The sequence below is a fragment of the Methanoregula sp. genome, assembly GCF_023227875.1.
Taxonomy (GTDB): domain Archaea; phylum Halobacteriota; class Methanomicrobia; order Methanomicrobiales; family Methanospirillaceae; genus Methanoregula.
On sequence record NZ_JALOCH010000008.1, the window covers coordinates 37,235 to 57,333 of the forward strand.

Annotated in this window: 21 protein-coding genes; 15 read left to right on the plus strand and 6 right to left on the minus strand. The window is 55.1% G+C overall.

All coding sequences use genetic code 11. The features are described from left to right. Window positions 1-6: 6 nt before the first annotated feature. The gene (locus tag M0R30_RS09640; protein ID WP_292546287.1) at window positions 7-249 is read right to left on the minus strand and encodes a DUF2769 domain-containing protein; all 243 of its coding nucleotides are present in this window, start codon (window positions 247-249) and stop codon (window positions 7-9) included. A gap of 159 nt (window positions 250-408) precedes the next feature. Here M0R30_RS09640 and hemB point away from each other — a divergent pair, with 159 nt between their 5' ends. The 5 genes from hemB to M0R30_RS09665 are packed head-to-tail and all read left to right on the plus strand — an operon-like array spanning window position 409 to window position 4,765. Beyond that, window positions 409-1,389 carry a porphobilinogen synthase gene (gene hemB / locus M0R30_RS09645; RefSeq protein WP_292546475.1) on the plus strand — a complete coding sequence of 327 codons (981 nt, stop codon included), beginning with the start codon at window positions 409-411 and terminating at the stop codon, window positions 1,387-1,389. Then, a complete protein-coding gene (hemL, locus tag M0R30_RS09650; RefSeq protein ID WP_292546289.1) occupies window positions 1,379-2,629 on the plus strand; it encodes a glutamate-1-semialdehyde 2,1-aminomutase in 1,251 nt (416 codons plus the stop codon). The genes hemB and hemL overlap by 11 nt, the downstream gene beginning before the upstream one ends. Then, the gene (gene hemC / locus M0R30_RS09655) at window positions 2,620-3,504 is read left to right on the plus strand and encodes a hydroxymethylbilane synthase (RefSeq protein ID WP_292546291.1); all 885 of its coding nucleotides are present in this window, start codon (window positions 2,620-2,622) and stop codon (window positions 3,502-3,504) included. Before hemL ends, hemC begins: the two co-directional genes overlap by 10 nt. Next, on the plus strand, window positions 3,501-4,259 hold the full coding sequence (gene cobA, locus M0R30_RS09660; protein ID WP_292546293.1) for a uroporphyrinogen-III C-methyltransferase: 759 nt from the start codon (window positions 3,501-3,503) through the stop codon (window positions 4,257-4,259). Before hemC ends, cobA begins: the two co-directional genes overlap by 4 nt. Window positions 4,260-4,261: 2 nt before the next feature. Continuing rightward, entirely contained in the window at window positions 4,262-4,765 is a 504-nt protein-coding gene (locus M0R30_RS09665) for a phosphate-starvation-inducible PsiE family protein (RefSeq protein WP_292546295.1), read from the plus strand. A 221-nt stretch (window positions 4,766-4,986) separates the two neighbouring features. Here the strand turns inward: M0R30_RS09665 and M0R30_RS09670 are convergent, their stop codons facing one another. Continuing rightward, entirely contained in the window at window positions 4,987-5,787 is an 801-nt protein-coding gene (locus M0R30_RS09670) for a hypothetical protein (RefSeq protein WP_292546297.1), read from the minus strand. 73 nt (window positions 5,788-5,860) lie between these two features. Next, the gene (locus tag M0R30_RS09675) at window positions 5,861-7,099 is read right to left on the minus strand and encodes an NAD(P)/FAD-dependent oxidoreductase (protein WP_292546300.1); all 1,239 of its coding nucleotides are present in this window, start codon (window positions 7,097-7,099) and stop codon (window positions 5,861-5,863) included. A 169-nt stretch (window positions 7,100-7,268) separates the two neighbouring features. Here M0R30_RS09675 and M0R30_RS09680 point away from each other — a divergent pair, with 169 nt between their 5' ends. Next, a complete protein-coding gene (locus M0R30_RS09680) occupies window positions 7,269-8,687 on the plus strand; it encodes an MFS transporter (protein WP_366513126.1) in 1,419 nt (472 codons plus the stop codon). A 35-nt stretch (window positions 8,688-8,722) separates the two neighbouring features. On the opposite strand, the gene M0R30_RS09685 is transcribed toward M0R30_RS09680, so the two are convergent. Then, on the minus strand, window positions 8,723-9,004 hold the full coding sequence (locus M0R30_RS09685) for a DUF1922 domain-containing protein (RefSeq protein ID WP_292546302.1): 282 nt from the start codon (window positions 9,002-9,004) through the stop codon (window positions 8,723-8,725). Window positions 9,005-9,199: 195 nt separating this feature from the next. Then, window positions 9,200-9,916, minus strand: a complete 717-nt coding sequence (locus tag M0R30_RS09690; protein ID WP_292546304.1) for a transglutaminase domain-containing protein — start codon at window positions 9,914-9,916, stop codon at window positions 9,200-9,202. Window positions 9,917-10,365: 449 nt separating this feature from the next. Here M0R30_RS09690 and M0R30_RS09695 point away from each other — a divergent pair, with 449 nt between their 5' ends. Next, the gene (locus M0R30_RS09695) at window positions 10,366-11,118 is read left to right on the plus strand and encodes a coenzyme F420-0:L-glutamate ligase (RefSeq protein WP_292546306.1); all 753 of its coding nucleotides are present in this window, start codon (window positions 10,366-10,368) and stop codon (window positions 11,116-11,118) included. A 14-nt stretch (window positions 11,119-11,132) separates the two neighbouring features. Here M0R30_RS09695 and M0R30_RS09700 read toward each other — a convergent pair whose 3' ends face one another. After that, window positions 11,133-11,297: a preprotein translocase subunit Sec61beta gene (locus M0R30_RS09700; protein WP_292546308.1), complete on the minus strand. Its 165-nt coding sequence runs from the start codon at window positions 11,295-11,297 to the stop codon at window positions 11,133-11,135. A gap of 45 nt (window positions 11,298-11,342) precedes the next feature. Between M0R30_RS09700 and M0R30_RS09705 the strand changes: the two genes are divergently transcribed. From M0R30_RS09705 to M0R30_RS09740, 8 genes are all read left to right on the plus strand, one after another. Continuing rightward, window positions 11,343-12,392: an amidohydrolase family protein gene (locus M0R30_RS09705; RefSeq protein ID WP_292546310.1), complete on the plus strand. Its 1,050-nt coding sequence runs from the start codon at window positions 11,343-11,345 to the stop codon at window positions 12,390-12,392. A 29-nt stretch (window positions 12,393-12,421) separates the two neighbouring features. Beyond that, complete coding sequence (locus tag M0R30_RS09710; RefSeq protein ID WP_292546312.1) at window positions 12,422-12,850, plus strand: universal stress protein; 429 nt, start codon at window positions 12,422-12,424, stop codon at window positions 12,848-12,850. A gap of 5 nt (window positions 12,851-12,855) precedes the next feature. Continuing rightward, on the plus strand, window positions 12,856-13,704 hold the full coding sequence (locus M0R30_RS09715; protein ID WP_292546313.1) for a CBS domain-containing protein: 849 nt from the start codon (window positions 12,856-12,858) through the stop codon (window positions 13,702-13,704). 745 nt (window positions 13,705-14,449) lie between these two features. Then, window positions 14,450-16,027 (plus strand): DUF6345 domain-containing protein, encoded by a 1,578-nt coding sequence (locus M0R30_RS09720; RefSeq protein WP_292546315.1) that lies wholly within the window; start codon window positions 14,450-14,452, stop codon window positions 16,025-16,027. Between the two features lie 13 nt (window positions 16,028-16,040). Further along, window positions 16,041-17,039: a hypothetical protein gene (locus M0R30_RS09725; RefSeq protein ID WP_292546316.1), complete on the plus strand. Its 999-nt coding sequence runs from the start codon at window positions 16,041-16,043 to the stop codon at window positions 17,037-17,039. Between the two features lie 10 nt (window positions 17,040-17,049). Next, entirely contained in the window at window positions 17,050-17,376 is a 327-nt protein-coding gene (locus M0R30_RS09730; RefSeq protein WP_292546318.1) for a hypothetical protein, read from the plus strand. A 143-nt stretch (window positions 17,377-17,519) separates the two neighbouring features. Continuing rightward, window positions 17,520-18,161, plus strand: coding sequence for an archaeal proteasome endopeptidase complex subunit beta (gene psmB / locus M0R30_RS09735; RefSeq protein ID WP_292546320.1), 642 nt, complete (start codon window positions 17,520-17,522; stop codon window positions 18,159-18,161). A gap of 21 nt (window positions 18,162-18,182) precedes the next feature. Further along, on the plus strand, window positions 18,183-20,093 hold the full coding sequence (locus M0R30_RS09740) for a beta-CASP ribonuclease aCPSF1 (RefSeq protein WP_292546322.1): 1,911 nt from the start codon (window positions 18,183-18,185) through the stop codon (window positions 20,091-20,093). Window positions 20,094-20,099 lie beyond the last annotated feature (6 nt).

Sequence of the window (20,099 nt, forward strand, 5' to 3'; positions counted from 1 at the left end):
ACCGCATTACGGTTGTTCCCGTTCTGTGCCCCGGATACAATAATACCTGTGTTTCAGGCCAAGGGCCCGGGTGACCGGACATGCAGCACAGAGGCACTCCTTTTTCTCAAATGTGCAGGTCGGGCTCCTGCCGATCACGCAGAAGAGCAGGGCATCATCCGCCCGCATACACTCATTGCAGGTCGGACACGGATCGCAGATGCACATCTTCCGGTACTGGTCAATGACGGCCTGCCGGTTTTTGTTCATACCATTTCCCCATCCCCCGTGCCGGAGACACGGACCGATAGTAGTCTCTCTCATACTCCATGATAATTAAACCATACACGCCCGCGGATACTGCATCCATAAATACGATGGATCTCAAAAAATGTATTCAACCAATAACAGGTGGTGGCACACACGAGTATCTTTCCCAAACGCCGGATGAGGCGGACACGCTCACGGAATATCCAGCCGCTCCTGCGCGAGTGCAGCCTCTCGAAGAACGACCTGATCGCCCCCCTGTTCGTTGATGAACAGATCACCACCCCCAAGCCCATCGAGGCAATGCCCGGCCAGTTCCGATACCCGGTCAACGGTATTGCCGGTGCAGCATCGGCGCTCTGGAAGAAAGGGATACGGGCGATCCTCCTCTTCGGCATCCCGAAAGACAAGGACCCGGAAGCAAAGTCCGCGTATGATCCGGAGGGCGTCGTGCAGCAGGCGGTCCGGCGGGTCAAGGAAGACGTGCCGGGGATGGTCATCATCACAGATGTCTGTGCCTGTGAGTACACCGACCACGGCCACTGCGGGATCATCGGGAAGACCCGGGGCGGCACGGACCTGCTCAACGATGCATCGCTCGTGCTGATGGACCGGATCGCGCTCAGCCACGCGGAGGCCGGCGCCGATATTGTTGCCCCCTCCTGCATGCTGGACGGGATGGTCGGATCCATCCGGACGGCGCTGGACGAAGCCGGTTATGACGAAGTCCTGATCATGTCCTATTCCACCAAGTTCTCGTCTGCACTGTACGGCCCGTTCCGGGAAGCAGCGGACTCCGGGTTCTCGTTTGGCGACCGCTCGACCTACCAGATCAATCCCGGGAACAGCCGCGAGGCATTCCTCGAATCGCAGATGGACGCGGACGAAGGGGCAGACATCCTGATGGTGAAGCCGGCGGGGTTCTACCTTGACGTGCTCTCGGAAGTCGCAACAATCGGGCTGCCGGTCGCCGCGTACCAGGTGAGTGGGGAATACTCGATGATCAAGGGCGCCGCCGCGAACGGCTGGCTGAAAGAGAAAGAGACGATCCTCGAGAGCCTCACCTGCATCAAACGGGCCGGGGCGGATCTCATCATCACCTATTTTGCGGGCGAGGTTGCCGGGTGGCTCGATGAAGCATAATGCAAGCAGCGATCTTTTCGAGCTCGCAAAGACCCTGATGCCCGGCGGCGTCAGCAGCCCGGTCCGTGCGATCAAACCGTACCCGTTCTACACGGAACTGGCGGAAGGTTCGCATATCCGGACCGTTGACGGCACCGAGCTCCTCGACTGCTGTATGGCCTACGGCCCGCTGATCCTCGGTCATGCACGCCCGACAATCCGCAATGCGATCGAAGACCAGCTCGGCCGTGGCTGGCTGTACGGCACGCCCACGCCGCTCGAGCCGGCCTACGCGAAACGGATCACCGGTGACCACCCGGGCATGGACATGGTCCGGTTCGTTTCAAGTGGTTCGGAAGCAACGATGGCCGCGATCCGGCTCGCACGCGGTTTTACCGGGAAAAAAGATATCGTGAAGATTGAGGGCGGGTTCCATGGTGCGCATGACGCGGTGCTCGTGAAGGCCGGGTCCGGCGCAACCACGATGGGCGTCCCGGACTCCGCCGGTGTCCTCGCCGATCTCGTGGCCCATACCCGGCAGGTTCCCTTCAATGATCCCGAAGCGCTGGAGGCCATGCTCTCGGCAAACAAGGACATCGCCGCCCTCATCATTGAACCAGTGCAGGGCAATGTCGGCCCCATCCTCCCGCAGGACAACTATCTCCGCGATATCAGGGAAATCACGAAAGCCCATGACGTGCTCCTCATCTTCGATGAAGTGATCACCGGCTACCGCGTCGGTATCGGCGGGGCACAGGTGAAGTACGGGGTAAAACCCGATCTCACCACGCTCGGCAAGATCATCGGCGGCGGCCTGCCCATCGGGGCCTTCGGTGGCCGGCGGGAGATCATGGAGATGGTGGCACCGCAGGGCCCGGTATACCAGGCCGGGACGTACTCCGGCAACCCCCTCTCGCTCGCGGCCGGCATGGCAACGATCGAATGGCTCCATGCGAAACCGGAATTATACCGCGAGCTTGACGACAAGACGCGGGCGCTTGAGGAATCGCTGGACAGGAACGACCGGGGCTCGTTTATCCGGCTCGGCTCGATGTTCAAGTACTTCTTCCGCAGCAGCCCGCCACAGAACTACCGGGAAGTAAAGGAGTGCGACACGGCCGCGTTTAACACGTTCTGGAAGAAGATGCTGGACGCCGGGGTCTTCCTGCCACCCTCGCAGTTCGAGACCAACTTCCTTTCCGCAGCGCACACCGACCACGATCTCACTGCCCTGGCACAGGCGTACAGAACATGTCGATAAGGATCGGGACACGGGGGAGCAAGCTTGCCCTCGCACAGACCGGGACGGTCATAAAGAAGCTGGAATCACTGGATATCGCGGCCGAGAAGATCATCATCAATACGCAGGGCGACACCACCACGCAGGTACCTCTCCACGCGATCGGGGGACAGGGCGTGTTCGTCCGGGCGCTCGATGACGCGATCCTTGATGGAACCATTGACTGTGCAGTACACAGCATGAAAGACATCCCGGCGTACCGGCCGAGCGGCCTCTTCACCGCCGCGATCCTGAAACGCGACTCGCCGGCCGATTTCATTGCCCACCGGGGCGAACTGGCGAATGTCCGCATCATCGGGACTTCAAGCACACGGAGACGCGCCCAGCTCCTCCGCCACGACCCGGATATCACGATTAAGGATCTCCGCGGGAACGTGGACACCCGGATCCGGAAGATGAGTGCCGGCGAATACGATGCAATCATCCTTGCCGAGGCCGGCGTGACCCGGCTCGGGATCCAGATCAAGGGCGAGCCGTTCCCCCCGGAGAAGTTCGTCCCGTCACCCAACCAGGGCACGATAGCGGTGGTCAGCCGGGCCGACCCTTCACTGATGGAAGTCCTCTCTGCACTCGACCACCCGCAGACCCGGACCGATGTGCTGATCGAGCGGGCTGTTATGGAGCAGCTGGGCGGGGGCTGTTTCACGCCGCTTGGCATCTACTGCCGGGCCGGCCACCTCATCGCCGAGGTGCTCTCGCTTGACGGGAAACAGACGGAACGGATCGAGGTCGATGTGACAACTATCGAGCAGGCACGGGCACAGGGCCGCGAGCTGCGGGAAAAGGCGCGGGGCCTTATCGACGAGGCATACAGGCAACTGGGGATTACACCATGAACGGAAAAGTGTACCTTGTGGGCTCGGGTCCCGGGACCGGGGGGCTCCTCACGCAGCGGGGACGCGAAGTGATCGATGCCGCGGATGTGGTGCTGTTCGACCAGTTACCCGGTGAGGAGATCCTTGCCTCCCTCCCGGCCCGGGCCGAGAAGATTGACTGCGGCAAGTATGGCAGGAAGCACACGCTCGAACAGGATGAGATCGAAGCACTGATGGTCGACCGTGCGAAGAAGGGGAACGTCGTGGTCCGGCTCAAGGGCGGCGACCCGTTCCTGTTCGGCCGGGGCGGCGAGGAACTCGAGACCGTCCGGGTCGCGGGGATTCCTGTCGAGATGGTCCCCGGGATCTCCAGCGCCCTTGCCGTCCCCGCATCGGTCGGGATCCCGCTCACCCACCGTAAATATGCCTCGCAGGTCACAATCCTGACCGGCAACGAGGACCCGACGAAGGCAGAGCCGGCCCTTGACTGGGAACTGCTGGCAAAGAGCCGCGGGACGATCGTCATCCTTATGGGTGTTGCTAACCTTGGGAAGATTGCAGCAGTACTGGTGAAACATGGAAAATCCGACACAACCCCGGTCGCCATCATCGAGCGGGGCCTGCGTAAGGACCGGCGGGTTACTGCCGGCACCCTTGCCACGATTGCCGGTAAAGCAAAGAAGGCCGGTGTAAAACCCCCGGCCGTGATCGTAATCGGGGATGTTGTGAACCTGTATGACCCGGCACTGCCGGACCTGATACCGTTTGAGGGATGAAAATGGATATTATTGGCCCTGTCGAAAAGTTTGAAAAGATAGTCTATGCTGCGCTGATGATCATGCTCATAGTGGTTGTTATAGCCGCAATTGTCGATCTCCTCGTGTTCCTCTTCAAATCCCTGTGGATTGACTCCCCCTACCTCCTGGAATCCCACGAAATGCTCCTGGTGCTCGGTGCATTCCTGCTGGTGCTCATCGGCGTCGAGCTGCTTGATACGATCAAGGCATACTTCCGCGAGAACACGATTCACGTGGAGATCGTTGTCCTGCTTGCGATCATCGCGGTGGCCCGTAAAGTGATCCTTCTCGATCCCACCACGTATACAACGACCATGGTAGACGGCAAAACGTTAACCACCACTGCAGCCATGAGCGGTTATGAGTTTGGCATTGAAATGATGGGGATCGGTGTGATCCTGGTCTGTCTTGCTGCAGGCTATTACCTGATCAAGAGGGCCGGGATCGTGATCGGTCCCGGCAGGATCGGCAGGAAAGAAGAGTAATCTGTCGGGAGACCGGCATTCTCTCATCCCGGAAAACAATACCCGGTCATACCAGTTCCCTTTTTTCTTAAACGGTTAACAACGTATCATCTGCACGTAAGAGTACAGCGGTGCCGGATCATTGGTCCTGCATTCCCCCCGAGGTGTGATAACTCCTGAAGTGAATGTTACACTCATGAGATATCGCAAAAAAAAGGTGGGTGTAGCTCCCCCATCATGGTTTAACCAGGTGATAGAGGGTTCTTCGCCATCGCTGCGTCCTGTTCATCGAAATAAGTCTCCAGGAAGACCAGCGACTCCAGGTCAACATCGGCATACGCATCCGGCCCGAACTCGAACGGGTTGTCCATGTCATGGATCAGGAGTAACAGTCCGATGAGCATGGTGCAGACGATTGCAAAGATTGTCGTACTCTCAAACATATTGTCCAGATGAATGAAGAGCATGAGCAGGATGACCCCCCCGGTCGCGAGCTCGGCAAGGGCGTACGCAGCAGGGATGAAATCGGTCCGTATGATCACCTCAATCCGGTTGCAGATCCTGTCGATTGACCCCATCTCGTTCCTGAGTTTTGCGATCAGCGGTGGCGCCACGTTCAGGAACGAGAGGGTCCGCACATCGTTGTTGAGAACATCCATGGCTCGGTTGACCTCCCCAAGGCTGAACCGGTTCTCCCGCAGGCCGTCACGGATCGTGCGGTGGAGGTCACGGAGGTGCTGCCGGAAGACCCGGGCCGGGGCTTCATCGTTAAGCGGAAGGACACAGCTGTCATTGTACAGTGCTTTCAGTGCCGATGCAAGATCACTGCCTGCTTTCTCGCTTTCCTTGAAATCGGTGAATGTGCCGGTGAAGATAATCGCTATCGTGAAAATAGCGCCGGTGATAAAGGCCCCTACAACCCTGTTGACGGGTATGATATCGTAGCCGGCAAGATCGATAGCAGTCCTCAGGAAAAGGAGGGCGAGCATAATCAGGAGGGCCTTGAACATGAGGCCCCATTTCCTTTTGAATTCTGGCTCCATGGTAATCTCTTCACCGTACGGGATTAAAAAGAGGGCGATATATATATCAGGTCCCGGGTTCCGCATCCGCCGGTCAGGCCGGTTTTTCCATCATTTTTTTCCAGATCGCCAACGCCGCGAGATACCCGGTCGAAAACGCGGCCTGCAGGTTGTAACCGCCAGTGTCGCCATCGATGTCCAGCACTTCCCCGGCAAAGAATAGGCCGGGCACGATCCTGGATTCCATCGTCTTCTGGCTGACGTGGTCGAGCGCAACGCCGCCCCGGGTTGCCATCGCAACCGAAAACTCACCGAGCCGTTCAACAACCAGCGGGAATTCCGTGCAGTTCGTCACGAGCCGGTTCCGTTGTTCTGCCGAAAAGTGGGCGCACTTCAGCTCCTCCGGAATGCCGGAGAGTTTCAGCAGTTTCCGGTTCAGCCGCTCCGGGATCGGGTACTTTGCAAGGATCGTGCTCACCTGCCAGCCGGTGTTCCCGGCGGCACGCTTCGCGATGTCGGCGGCAAATTCCTCGCGCCGCATTTCACCGACAAACGAGAGCCGGACCTGATCGCCGGGCTGTATGTCCCGCGAGGCGTCAAGGATCCCCGGGCCGGAGAGGCCGAGGTGAGTGAAGAGGACATCGCCGGTATGGTCCGCGAGTTTCTTCCCGCCACGCCAGACCGAGAAACGCATCCGCTCGAACGAGATCCCGGCAAGGCCCGCGAACGGGAACGGGCGGACCAGCAGCGGGGCAAGGGCCGGTGCGATCTCCGTCACCGGCTGGCCGAGCGCTTCCGCAAAACGGTACCCGTCCCCGGTTGTCCCGCATTTCGGGTACGAGGCACCCCCGGTGGTGATGACAAGGATTCCTGAATGATACTGCCCTGTACGGGTCGTGGTCGTGAACGTCCCGCCCCCATGGGACACGGTCTCCACCGGCTCGCTGCACCGGATGGTCACCCCATGTTTTTTGCATTCTGCAAGGAGGAGCGTGAGCACATCCTCCGAACGCCGGGTCCCCGGGAAGACCTTCCCGGAATCCTCCGTCATCATCGCAAGCCCCCTGCTTTCAAAAAATGTAACAAGATCGCGGTTGGTGAACGACATCAGGGCAGGTTTGACAAATCTGCCATGGTCGCCGTAATGGGTGACGAACTCCCGGATCTCCCCGTCATGCGTGAGGTTGCACTGCCCTGAACCGGCCAGCAGGAGCTTGGCGCCCGGCTTTTCATTCTTCTCAAGCAGGAGGACCCGGCAGCCGGCACCGGCAGCATGGATCGCGCAGAAGAGCCCGGCCGGCCCGGCACCTGCCACCACCACGTCTGCTTCCACATTTATCACTCCTACAGATCAATGCCGGTGCATAGCAGATGAACTGTTCCCCCGGCAACAGTGCGCGGTTTGAGATCTTCACCCCCCGGGTTATTTCCGGTCCGGGGATACATCCCGCCAGGGACCCGCCACCGGCTGACGCGCCCATGTGCAGTTTTTTATTGCGACTGTGCCTACAGCAGATCACTGCATAACCGGTGCCCCCATGATCGATGACCGCGAGAAAAAGACCATCCTCCTTGTTGCCGCACTCGCCAGTTTCCTCGTCCCGTTCACCGGCTCTTCAATTACCGTTGCCCTGCCGGCGATAGCAGCACAGTTCCATGCAGATGCGGTCACCCTTGGCTGGATCACCTCCGCGTACATCATCTCCGCTGCGGTCTTCATCGTGCCGTTCGGCCGGTACGCCGACATCATCGGGCGCAGGAAAGTCTTCCTTGCCGGTGTCCTTATCTACACCATTGCTTCGCTGGCATGTGCGTTTGCTCCGGGTGATGGGCTGTTGATCGCTGCCCGGTTTGTCCAGGGTATCGGGGGTGCGATGCTCTTTGCCACGTCCCTTGCAATTGTCACTCAGGTCTATGGCCCGGGAGAACGCGGGGCGGCGCTCGGCATCATCATCGCAACGGTCTATGCCGGTCTCTCACTCGGGCCGTTCCTTGGCGGGTTACTGACCGATCACTTCGGCTGGCCGTCAATCTTCCTCATCAATGTGCCGCTTGGCCTGCTGACCATCGCACTCACCCTGCAGGGCGTCCGGCACGAATGGGCAGATGCTGCCGGTGAGATGTTTGACCGTTGCGGGGCAGTGATCTATGGCATTATGCTCTTCTGCCTTATCTATGGGATGCTCCTCCTCCCGGACAGTACCGGTGTTGCATGGATTGTCGTGGCACTGGTCGCCGGAGTTGCCTTTGCCGGGTGGGAACGGAAGTCGTCCAGTCCGCTCATCGACCTTTCTGTATTCGCGGACAACCGGACATTCGTCTTCTCCAACATCGCCGCCATGATCAACTATGGTGCAACATTCGGCGTTGGCGTCCTTCTCTCCCTCTATCTCCAGTATATCCAGGGGTTCTCTGCCGAATCCGCCGGGCTCATCCTTGTCGCGCAGCCGGTGGTCCAGATGATCTTCTCGCCCATCGCAGGCAGGCTCTCCGACCGGGTCGAGCCACGGATCGTCTCGACCGCGGGCATGGCACTGACCACGCTGGGGCTCTCGTTCTTCATCTTCCTCACGCCGGTCACGCCGCTCTGGGTAATTGTTGCGAGCCTGATGGTGCTGGGCCTTGGTTACGGCCTCTTCTCCTCTCCCAATACAAACGCGATCATGAGTTCGGTGCAGCAGAAACATCTCAGCATCGCATCCGGCATGAATGCCACCATGCGGTCGTTCGGGCAGCTCATCTCGATGGCGATCGCGATGTTCTGCTTCACGGTCTTCATCGGGGGAGAGACCATTACGCCCGCCATATACCCGTCACTCATGACCAGCGTGACGGTCGCATTCATTGTCTTCACCGTGCTGTGCCTGGCCGGCGTTGCCGCTTCGTACGTGCGCGGGACAATCCATTCCGATGACGCGTAATCCTCGGGATAACCAGGATAAACAAAAAAAGGAGGTCAGTGCACGGAATTGTGCTTTTTCGTGCGCAGGTGCGTGGTGTAATGGTGGCGCAGTTCCTCGGTCTCTTCCGGGGAAAAATCCTTCTTTTTCGTGGCGTGGAGGTGTTTCTCCATCTGGCGGACGATGTGCTCGGCCTCGTGGTGGTCATGGACATCGAGATAGGTCGGGGCCTTTGCCACCTCATAGGCGTGCCCGCAGGTGGGACAGAGTTTCCAGCGCTGGAAATTGTCCACGTAAGTAAATGTCCTGCAGCTCGGACACCGGATTATGAGGTACATACCTATGAGGTCATTCACGCGATCATCATAAAAACATATCGGCGCTACTACCCGGGAGCTATACTGGCGCTTGGAGCGGAAACACGATATGCCGGAATTGATGATGGGGGTTGAGACCCCCATACCCCCTTCAACGATAGACACCGCCGCCCCCGACGGGGCGCCCCCGCGGCGGATCAGTAACTGAAAAGCAATTTAAAAAATTTCGAATTTCTTGATGTCGTGCCAAATATAAGAATATGAATAAACTTGGGTGGCGACAGGATTTGGAATTACATCATTATAAAAATTCACGTAGGCCATTCCATGACAATTATCTCTAAAATTTTCAGGATAATTATACCATTTTGACTTGAATGTCAAATTCTCATCAGATGAATTGTAATAACCATGTTCAACCGCACACCAAGGATCATAATATTTCCATTCTCCATTTATCTCAACTTCAACCCATTGATGATCCCATATTGTTTGAACAGTTCTCGATTTAATTCCAGATTGTGCCGCCATATATGCAAACAAATTAGACAATTCTTGACAGGCACCAACTTTATTGTACGCTATCCAATATGGATCATTTCCGTAGTAAACACCAGAAGGTGTTTGTTGTCGATAATGATGAAATGCAAAAAAATTATTCGTTCGGATCTTATTACTTTCATTATTATAACTAATATAATTTATAGACTGATTGAAGTAATAAAAATTATTCGGTTCCCACAGAGGATCGTACCAATCATGCATCTCCCATCTAAAAATTTCATCCAATTTTAATTCATTATCATCTATTTGTTTCACTTTCTGTAATTCTGATAAAATGATTTCTTCACCTTTTGGATAAATTTCAGATACATATTTTTCCTTGAAAAAGGCATTCGGTTGAAAAATGTTTTTTTCATAATTAGAATTCACAGAAATGATGGGACTATTCGGATATCCAATAATCACATAGGGAAAGAAAAGTGATGAGACGATTATGCATAATGCAATTAGTAGAACAATTAACCAAATTTTTCTTACAATTACATAGATATTCATTACCATTAATCAAACATTATTTGTAATAAATATCTTATAGAAAATTAAAAATGGGGAAATCCATAATGAATAGACCGTATCAATTTCCTTCACTCAATGACGATTCTTTAATGAATTTCTCATTTTTTTTTACTCACTTGCCCCGCCGTGCCTCGGAGAGGCCCTGAGGCGGGGAGCCATCCTTTTTCATAAGGATGAACGGAACCGATCATTTTTTTCAAAAAATAGGATTGTAGAAAAATCCGACCAAATCTTTCGAAATCCACCCACTTCCACAATCAATCCGAAATCCTGATATCGGCTGTTCGTCTCATAAAGATGTGATGACAGGATCAATTCAGGTGCTTGGCGTGCAGGGGCTCCCCCTCATCCAGGCCGGCGACGATGTCGCAGCACTGGTCTGCGAACGCCTACCGGTCATGGATGGCGACATCCTCTGCATCGCTTCCACCATCTACTCAAAAGCGAAAGGATATACCAAATCCCTTGCGGCCATCACGCCCACGGAACGGGCGGTGCGGCTGGGGAAACTGAACGGGGAAGACCCGCGGTTCGTGCAGGCCGTGCTGGATGCCTCCACGGACATCATCATGGAGCACCCGTTCATCCTCTCCGAGCTCTCGTTCGGCCACATCGGGGTCAGGGCCGGGGTGGACCAGAGCAATATCGAGGACGGCATGGTGATCTTCCTCCCGCCCGAGCCGATGGAGGCAGCGGAGGATGTACGAAAGAGGATAAAGGAGATCTCCGGCAAGGATGTCGGTGTGATCATTACCGATACCTGCGGGAGGTCGTTCCGGCGCGGCCAGACCGGCAACGCGATCGGGTGGAGCGGCATGACCGCGATCCGCGACTTCCGGGGCGACACGGACCTGTTCGGCCACGTGCTGAAGATCACGGAGGAAGCGGTTGTCGACGAGATCGCCGGGTTCTCCAACTTCGTGATGGGCGAGAGCGACAACGGCGTCCCTGCAGTCATCTTCCGGAACTGCCCGGCATGGACAGGGCACGACAACCTCTACTTCTCGGGAGAGGAGGACATCACGCGCCGCGTGCTGAAGAAGGAATGGTCCTAAAAAAAGGTTCCCGGTTATCCGGGGAACACGATATTGAACGTCATAATGATGATGCCGATCACGGCGGCGATGACCATCACGGTGACGGGGCTGATATGGACAGCCCGACGGTCCTCGCTCTCATAATAATTGACGAGTCCTGCTGAGGAAAGTAATCTTCCACCTTGCTTCTTTGCCATGCAAATATATTTCATTTTTCGATATATAAAGGAGAGATACGCTCTATGAAAAAAGACCCTCATATTGTCTCCGGAACTGCCTTAGTAGGGGAGGAGCTCGCGCTCATTCCCGCTGATATCGTTATCGAGAACGGGACGATTGCGGCAATCGAGGAGAATCCCCGGGCGCCCCCGGCATGGATCTGCCCGGCGTTCTTCAATGCCCACACGCACCTTGGGGACACTATCGCGATGGACTGCGGGGCGACCGGTGATCTTGTTGCGCTGGTCACCCCCCCGGACGGCCTGAAGCACCGGCTTCTCCGGGCTGCATCCCGGGCGGACCTGGTCGCCGGCATGCGGGCGAGCATGGAAGGGATGGTCGCGGCGGGCACTGCCGGGTGTGCAGACTTCCGTGAAGGCGGGGCGGAGGGTGTGACTGCCCTGCAGGATGCCGGTAAAGGGCTGCCCTTCCGGACAGAGATCTTCGGGCGTGACGGTGGCGAGAAAATCGCCGGGGGCCTTGGGATCAGCAGCGCCCGTGACGTTCCGGACCTTGAACGAACGGTAGCTGCAGCACGAGTGGCGGGGAAAAAAATTGCGTTCCATGCCGGGGAACGGGACGCAGGGGACATCGATACGGCCCTTGCATTCGACCCGGACTTCATCGTCCACGCAACCCATGCAACAAAAGAGCAGCTCAGGCGCTGTGCGGATGAGCAGGTCCCGGTTGTCGTATGCCCCCGGTCAAACTGGACACTCGGTGTCACGGGCTCCTCCCGCCATCCCCCGGTCCGGGTGATGGAGGAACTGGGCTGCACAGTCTGGCTGGGGACCGACAACGTGATGTTCGTGCCGCCGGACCTGTTCGGGGAGATGGCGTTCCTGTCAACGGTTTACCGGACCAGTCCCGTTGCAACTCTCCGTTCCGCTATTGCCGGTTCAGCCCTGGCCGGCGAACCATTTTATATCCGGGAAGGTGCACCGGCAAATTTGTTCGTGTTCCGGCCGGAAAAAAACGCGCTGAATTTCAGCCGCGATCCTGTTACTTCAATCATTAAACGGGCTTCATTTGGCTTGATCGGCACAAATGTTTTTAATTCAGACATCCAATAAAACAGCCATGTTTGTTCTGGGTGATTTTCATGTTTAATACTATTCTTGTAGCACTCGATGGCTCGCCGGCAGGACAATATGCCCTCAACCGGGCAATTGAGATGGCCAAGGCCGGGAACACAAAGCTTCACGCAGCATACGTTGTCGAGACGGGTCTCTTCTCCTCGCTCCCGACCGATAATACCGTGGAGATTATGTACAATGTCCTCCAGAAAGAGGGCGAGGCAGTCATCGATAAGGCAAAGACAGAGGCTGCTTCCCATGGCGTCACCCTCATCACCCACCTCAAGTTCGGCCATGCCGGCAGCGAGATCATCGCCCTTGCCGACACGATCAAGGCCGACCTTGTCATTGTCGGTTCCCATGGTAAGAGCCAGACCGACCGGCTCCTCATCGGATCGGTAAGCACGTTCATCGTCACCCACAGCAAGGTTTCCACGATGGTGGTGAGATCATAACAGACATGATTGTCAGAGACTACATGACATCCGACGTGGTCCACGTCGAAATCCCGGGCAACCGCGATGATGTCCTCAAGATCCTCAAGCGCACGGGAATCTCCGGTGTGCCGGTCATCAAGAACAAGAAGATCGTCGGTATCATCACCCGTAAAGACCTGCTCCGGAAGCCGGAAGAGACCCAGCTCGGGCTCCTGATGACCTCAAAACCGGTCACCATCGACCCGGACATGGAGATCCGCGAGGCCGCCCGCCTCCTTGTCACGAAACACATCCGGAGACTGCCGGTTGTCGAGGACAACCACCTGCTCGGCCTTCTTTCGGTCGCAGACATCATCCATGCCCTTGCCCAGATGAAGATCAAGGACGAGATCAAGGAAAAGTACACCAGCAGCACGTTTGCCCTCTGGGAAGAGACGCCCCTGCCGGTCGTGGGCCGCGTCATGGAAATCTCCGGTGTCGATGCGGTCCCGATCCTCGACAGCGAGAACAGGCTGCAGGGCATCATCTCGGAGCGGGACCTGATCCGGAGCTCGAGCATCGAGGATTCCGTAGGCGTCTCCGACTTTTCGAACGGGACCGATGATGACGAGTGGACCTGGGAGAGTATCCGGGACAACCACACGATCAGTTTCGGCATCTCCAAGGTGCAGCTGCCCAACCGGCCGGTCAAGCTTGCGATGGTCAAGAATGTCGTGGCCGTCCCGCAGAACGCTGAAGTGAGCGAATGTGCACTGAAGATGCGCCGCTCGCGTGTCGACCAGCTGCCCGTCGTGAACGGCGACAAGAAACTAGTGGCCATGCTCTATGACCGTGACCTGATCAAGGCCTTCTGCAACGAAGAGCCTGAATAAAAACCTTTAGAGCCGCATCAACGCGATAAAAATTATCTCTTTTCTTATGCTCACTCTACAGAGTGTAGCCATTCCTTTACCGGGTCTCTTGAAAAATTGTCGTGGGCAAGCATGAAAATGTCTTTAGGAACGGGCGCCGGTCTGACAGAGTTGTCTTAAAAAAAGCCAAACGGTGATGGGATGATGGAGGCTCGCCCGCGAGGAGATGATGAAACGTGGGGCCGACCTGATGTTCGTGGGCTATACCGGCATCAAAAAGTAAAAAGAGATTTTAAAATAACTAATAATTTTAACGTCATTGTATAATTTTAACAACCTTTAAAATTTTTATAGCATTTAACATTTTTAAAAATAAAAAACAAAATATATATAGTTATTGAACGTGAAACCACAAATGCGGCAGTTGAAATTCACTGCCTAATTCAACTCGCTTAAAAGAAAGGACGGACTCACCCATCTTACGAGGATCAGATGAGTCCGTTCCTGCCTGTAAGGCATAATACAATTTACTTCCTCCGCTTATGAAGATTTGTGTCGTGCCTCTGCCGGGCTGAATAGGAGGCATCAGCACATGAAATCATGGAAACCAGACACCATACTGTTCATAACGATGATAACGATCTTGATCCTTATTCCCGCGGTCAGTGCGGACCCGTTATCAAATGGCACGGTAAACGAAAGTCTAACCGAATCAACAATGATACCTGCTGATTATGTTACCGGGTTGAATGTCCAATCCGATACAATGAGTAATAGCAGCACGACGTATGGAGGAGAATCCTCCTCTAATACTACATTTGCAACAGGAAATGCAACCGCTGCAACAAGTCTGGCGGCGTTGGGTTCGCCGTTCATTTTCAATGGGAAATTTGCCAGTCCCCCTTCCGGTGCAAAGTCTGCCCAGGACTACGATCATTATGTATCGTTCACAATGCGTGCAAATTCTCTCGCCCCGAATTATGCGTACGATCTGGTGAACCGCGGTGATCTGTCAGACGGTACACACTGGGTCTATAACATGTACATGTTCGGAACCTCCAGCTCAGGACTCAACGGGCGCATCCAAGTCCTTGGTTATAATCATGTAACGCACAGCTGGGCCGAACTGTCCCCCCTGTCATCACCTCTTTCCCCATTGACGAATTATTCGATCGTCTGGCAGTACAGCAATATCGCGGGAGGGGAACTGTTTGTCAACAATGTTTCACAGGGTCCGGCAACCGGCGGCGGAACGCTGGACACTTCTCTGTCATCCGCATTCCATGTAGGAGAGAACATGTACAATGGGGGTGGACGCCAGCATTCGGCATTCTATGGGACGATTTCGAACGTTTACCATTTCGAGCGGGACCTGGCCCCCGTTGCCAACTTCACCGGCTCGCCCCTTTCCGGCACCGCGCCGTTGAACGTCACCTTCACCGATACCTCAACCGGCTCGCCGACCAATTGGTCGTGGTCGTTTGGTGATGGCAATACGTCGACCAACCGGAATTCGTCGCACACGTATACTGCAGCGGGAACGTACGATGTCAGCCTGACGGCAACGAATGCGGGCGGGAGCGATACGGAGACGAAGGTGGAGTATGTGACGGTAGCGGCGCCGCAGACGACATTTTATGTTTATGCTGAGGGGGTCGGGATGTACCATGGCACGCAGGACGATTTAAGCATGGGAAATCAAACGCCCGGTGATTTTTATAATCTCATTAATGGCCAGTGCGGCACGGTCGATACCGATAAGTGCTGGTACGGGCGGGGGATATACCTCGATGACAATGCCGGCTCAGTACATTGGAGTACTGCGGAACAGGCAAGCAGTTATGCAGATAATGCGGATTTCTCTGTATTTGTCGGGCACGGATGGAATGACGGGATAGTGTTCGGTACACAAAATACAGCCCTTGAATTATCCCGTACAAACATGCAGTTAGGAGGCAACCAGGCAAAATGGGTTACATTCTTTGCATGCGATGTGCTGAACCAGAGCACCCAGACGAATTGGGAATCCGTGTTCAACGGGGTGCATATTGTGAACGGGTTCGATACGCATGGGTTGTTGTACGAGGGGCAGGGAACGAAATATGCGCAGATGTTAACTGGGTTGGGTGGGGGATATGATCGAATGAAAATTCGAGATGCTTGGAGAATGACGTTACAGGAAACAATCAACAAAGAATATATCAAGGGGGCTTACATGTGGGCAAATCCCTGCGGTAACGACTATCTCCCGGGATTCGGGGATTATTGCACATCATCTCCGACAAAGGACCAGAATGGAAATTACGATATCGAATGGGAGAATTTCGAATGTATAACATCATAAGACGGTGATGATGATGAAAAAAGAACATGTTATCGGATTATGCCTGATTCTAGTAATTGCAGGTATTTGTGGGATTGCTTTCTGGCTTCAGCCATCAAGTACACCTCAAAAAATACTGACCAATGAATCTCTTCAAGAACAATTCCAGAGTATTTCCGGTGAAGTGGCGGGAGGATCGTTATCCTATAAAATCGAATTCACTGCCAAGAAACCAAATGCACCGGAAAAGGTTGCCGTATATAAGACGGTTCAGCCGAAGGTGACGAAAACCAATGCCATTGCGTTTGCGAAGAAATTCAATATCACTGATTTCAACGAACCAAAAGAAGGAGACTCAGTTATTTCGGTATCTTCAAAGAATATGACATATCGTGTGATGTTATATAAAAATGGCGGTAGTGTGTATTGGGATTCAGAAAGATCCGATACTCCTAATGGGATCGACATTACAGAAAATCTCCCCACCGATGAAGAAGCAAAGAAGATTGCCACATCATTCCTGAAAGAACGGGATCTTTTACCTGACGGTGCCTTTGTCGGAGGAACAGAACACCGGAAAGTGTACAAATCGAACAAGAGCAACGGATCGAAAACGGTGGTCTGGGAAGATATTCTTGTCTGGTATACCCGCGAAATCAATGGAATGAAGGTCGAAGGAACGCAATTTGAGATCGAGATTGGAGGGCATGGTGATGTGATCCGGTTCTTCTCCAACTGGAAAGATTACGAGACAATCGGAGAATACCCTGTCAAATCCCAAGAATCTTCTATTGAGACCCTGAAACAAAAAGGAATTTCAACCGCAGCCGGTCCGGATAAACCCGACACGATCTCGATCAACGAAATATACTTGGGATATGAAACAACAGCGGTAGCGTACAAGGAAGAATATCTCGAACCGGTTTGGGTGTTCAAAGGGGAAGCGCTGAAGAACGGGACTTCAATCGGGCCGGTAAAGGAATTCGTTCCTGCACTGACTGAAGATTCAAAGAAATCACTTTCATCAATATAATTTTTTCTCCATGAGATTTCTCCTTTCATCTGTTTCAGGCAACCGGTATATCAACAATGTTTCACAGGGTCCGGCAACCGGCGGCGGAGCGCTGGACACTTCCCTGTCATCCGCATTCCATGTAGGAGAGAACATGTACAATGGGGGTGGACGCCAGCATTCGGCATTCTATGGGACGATCTCGAACGTTTACCATTTCGAGCGGGACCTGGTCCCCGTCGCCAACTTCACCGGCTCGCCCCTTTCCGGCACAGCGCTGCTGATCGCGAATTTCACCGATACTAGTATTAACACCCCGACCCTCGTTCCAAGAAAAAATGGTTATCCTGCGCGCTGAATGTTTTTTCAGTGTTCGGCGGAGTGAAAAATAATTCACGCGGTGATGCACCGTTAGAAACCTTTAAGTTTCCCAATATCATTTAAATATTTTAAAGCGCTTTTAGCAAATTTTAGGCGTTTATTTGTTTTTGGGGTGTTAATATGCCTGAACAGTTACAGGAGTCCATGAAGGGAACGACCACGATCGGCATTGTTTTTACCGGGGGGGTCATCCTTGCAACCGAGAAACGGGCGACCATGGGCAGCATGATCGCAAGCAAGAAAGCCAAGAAAGTATACCAGGTCGCAGAACGGATCGGCCTGACCACAGCCGGCGGTGTCGGCGATGCACAGCAGCTTGCACGCATCCTTTCAGTGGAATGCAACCTGTACCAGATCCGCAGGTCCCGCCCGATCACGGTCGGTGCCACGGCAACGCTTCTTTCGAACTATCTCAACCAGAACCGCATGTATCCATACTATGTCCAGCTCCTTGTCGGCGGCACTGACGATAAGGGCCCGAGCGTCTACTCCGTTGATGCAATGGGCGGTGCGACAAAGGAAGAGGAGATCGTGTCAACCGGCTCCGGTTCGCCCATGGCGTACGGTGTGCTGGAAGACCGGTACAAGCCGGACATGAGCGAGGACGAGGCGATCGAACTCTCGATCCGCGGCCTGAAATCCGCGATGAAGCGCGATTCCGCATCCGGTGAAGGGATCCATGTTGTTGTGATCACGAAAGATAAGTACCAGGAACTCAGCGAGGATGCAGTCATGAAATATTCTGCCAAAACCTTCGTATAACTTTTTTAGGACGATTATTTTATGCAAATTGAAGAACGGCTCAAAGAGCTCAAGGAAAAAATCAATACCAAAGTGCCCCGCGGCATTAATGTAACGCAGGTTGAGTTTGAAGGACCGGAACTGGTCATCTATACCGACGACCCCAAGCGGTTTGCCGATGAGGCGGACTTAATCAAGATCCTGGCCCGCGACCTGCGCAAGCGGATTGTCGTCAGGCCCACGATCCTCGAGGACCCGGAAAAAGCCTATAACGAGATCAAGTCCGTTGTCCCGGAAACGGCCGGCATCACCGATATCTTTTTTGATGCCGACACCGGCGAAGTACTCATCGAAGCCGAGAAACCCGGCGTCGTCATCGGAAAGAACGGCACAACGCTGCGGGACATCACGAAGCACATCGGCTGGACGCCCAAGGTTGTCCGGACCCCCCCCATCGAGAGCACCACGGTCAAGCAGGTCCGGCAGTACCTCCGGTCCTCAAACGAGGAACGCAAGCAGTTCCTCCGCACCATCGGCCGGAGGATCCACCGGGACCTCCCGGGAAAGGGAGACGAGACCGCCCGGAAAGACCAGTGGGTCCGGGTCACCACGCTCGGGTGCTGCCGCGAGGTCGGCCGGGCCGCGTTCCTCCTCTCGACACCGGACAGCAAGGTGCTGATCGACTGCGGGGAGAAACCCGATAATGCCGGTGGAACACCATATCTTTATGTACCGGAGATCTACCCACTCTCCGGGCTCGATGCCGTTGTCCTCACGCACGCCCATCTCGACCACTGTGCACTCATCCCCCTGCTCTACAAGTACGGGTACGAAGGGCCGGTCTATGCAACACCCCCTACCCGGGACCTTTCCGTGATGCTCCAGCTCGATTACCTCGACGTGATCAACAAGGAAGGACGCAAGGTCCCCTACTCCTCGAACGAGGTCAGGACCTATATCCGGCACTCCATCACGCTCAACTATGGCAGCGTGACCGACATTGCACCGGACATCAAGCTCACGTTCCACAATGCCGGCCACATCCTCGGCTCCGCGATCGCCCACTTCCATCTCGGCGACGGGATGTACAACATCGCGTTTACCGGGGACTTCAATTATGCGAAGAGCAGGCTCTTCAACCCGGCGATCAACCAGTTCCCGCGGCTCGAAGCGCTCTTCATGGAGAGCACCTACGGCGGCAGTAACGACTTCCAGCAGCCCCGCATGGATGCAGAAGCACGGCTGTACGAAACGGTCAACTCCGTCATCCAGCGGGGCGGCAAGGTAATCATCCCTGCCTTCTCGGTCGGCCGGTCGCAGGAAGTCATGCTTGCCCTTGAAGAGGGGATGCGCACGGGCAAGATCCCGAAGGTGAAGATCTACCTCGACGGCATGATCCGCGAGGCGACCGCAATCCACACCACCTACCCGGAGTACCTGAACACCGAGCTCCGGAACCTGATCTTCCGCGAGGGCATGAACCCGTTCCTTGCCGAGTGCTTCCAGCAGGTGGACAGCCAGGAGCTCCGCGAGAGCGTGATTGCCGGCGACCCCTGCGTCATCATCACGACAAGCGGCATGCTCAACGGCGGCCCGGTCATGGAATACCTCCTGAACCTTGCGCAGGACGAGAAGAACGCGCTCATCTTTGTCGGGTACCAGGCTGACGGCACGTACGGCCGCCGGATCCAGAAAGGCTGGCGCGAAGTGCCGATGGGCCGGAAAGGGACAATCACGATCAACCTCGAGATCGTCACAGTCGACGGCTTCTCCGGCCATTCGGACCGCCGGCAGCTGATGAACTACATCGGCCAGATCTCGCCGCGCCCCGAGAAGATCTTCTGCATCCATGGGGATGAGAACAACACGATCGATCTCGCGAGCTCCATCTACAAGCGCTACCATATCGAGACCCACTCTCCCATGAACCTCGAGACCTACCGTATGGTCTGAAAAGAT

Bases quoted from the DNA above. Each gene is read 5' to 3' on its own strand.
- M0R30_RS09640 (WP_292546287.1), bottom strand. From the start codon at position 249: ATGAACAAAAACCGGCAGGCCGTCATTGACCAGTACCGGAAGATGTGC.
- hemL (WP_292546289.1), top strand. From the start codon at position 1,379: ATGAAGCATAATGCAAGCAGCGATCTTTTCGAGCTCGCAAAGACCCTG.
- hemC (WP_292546291.1), top strand. From the start codon at position 2,620: ATGTCGATAAGGATCGGGACACGGGGGAGCAAGCTTGCCCTCGCACAG.
- cobA (WP_292546293.1), top strand. From the start codon at position 3,501: ATGAACGGAAAAGTGTACCTTGTGGGCTCGGGTCCCGGGACCGGGGGG.
- M0R30_RS09665 (WP_292546295.1), top strand. From the start codon at position 4,262: ATGGATATTATTGGCCCTGTCGAAAAGTTTGAAAAGATAGTCTATGCT.
- M0R30_RS09670 (WP_292546297.1), bottom strand. From the start codon at position 5,787: ATGGAGCCAGAATTCAAAAGGAAATGGGGCCTCATGTTCAAGGCCCTC.
- M0R30_RS09685 (WP_292546302.1), bottom strand. From the start codon at position 9,004: ATGTACCTCATAATCCGGTGTCCGAGCTGCAGGACATTTACTTACGTG.
- M0R30_RS09695 (WP_292546306.1), top strand. From the start codon at position 10,366: ATGACAGGATCAATTCAGGTGCTTGGCGTGCAGGGGCTCCCCCTCATC.
- M0R30_RS09700 (WP_292546308.1), bottom strand. From the start codon at position 11,297: ATGGCAAAGAAGCAAGGTGGAAGATTACTTTCCTCAGCAGGACTCGTC.
- M0R30_RS09705 (WP_292546310.1), top strand. From the start codon at position 11,343: ATGAAAAAAGACCCTCATATTGTCTCCGGAACTGCCTTAGTAGGGGAG.
- M0R30_RS09710 (WP_292546312.1), top strand. From the start codon at position 12,422: ATGTTTAATACTATTCTTGTAGCACTCGATGGCTCGCCGGCAGGACAA.
- M0R30_RS09715 (WP_292546313.1), top strand. From the start codon at position 12,856: ATGATTGTCAGAGACTACATGACATCCGACGTGGTCCACGTCGAAATC.
- M0R30_RS09720 (WP_292546315.1), top strand. From the start codon at position 14,450: ATGAGTAATAGCAGCACGACGTATGGAGGAGAATCCTCCTCTAATACT.
- M0R30_RS09725 (WP_292546316.1), top strand. From the start codon at position 16,041: ATGAAAAAAGAACATGTTATCGGATTATGCCTGATTCTAGTAATTGCA.
- M0R30_RS09730 (WP_292546318.1), top strand. From the start codon at position 17,050: ATGAGATTTCTCCTTTCATCTGTTTCAGGCAACCGGTATATCAACAAT.
- psmB (WP_292546320.1), top strand. From the start codon at position 17,520: ATGCCTGAACAGTTACAGGAGTCCATGAAGGGAACGACCACGATCGGC.
- M0R30_RS09740 (WP_292546322.1), top strand. From the start codon at position 18,183: ATGCAAATTGAAGAACGGCTCAAAGAGCTCAAGGAAAAAATCAATACC.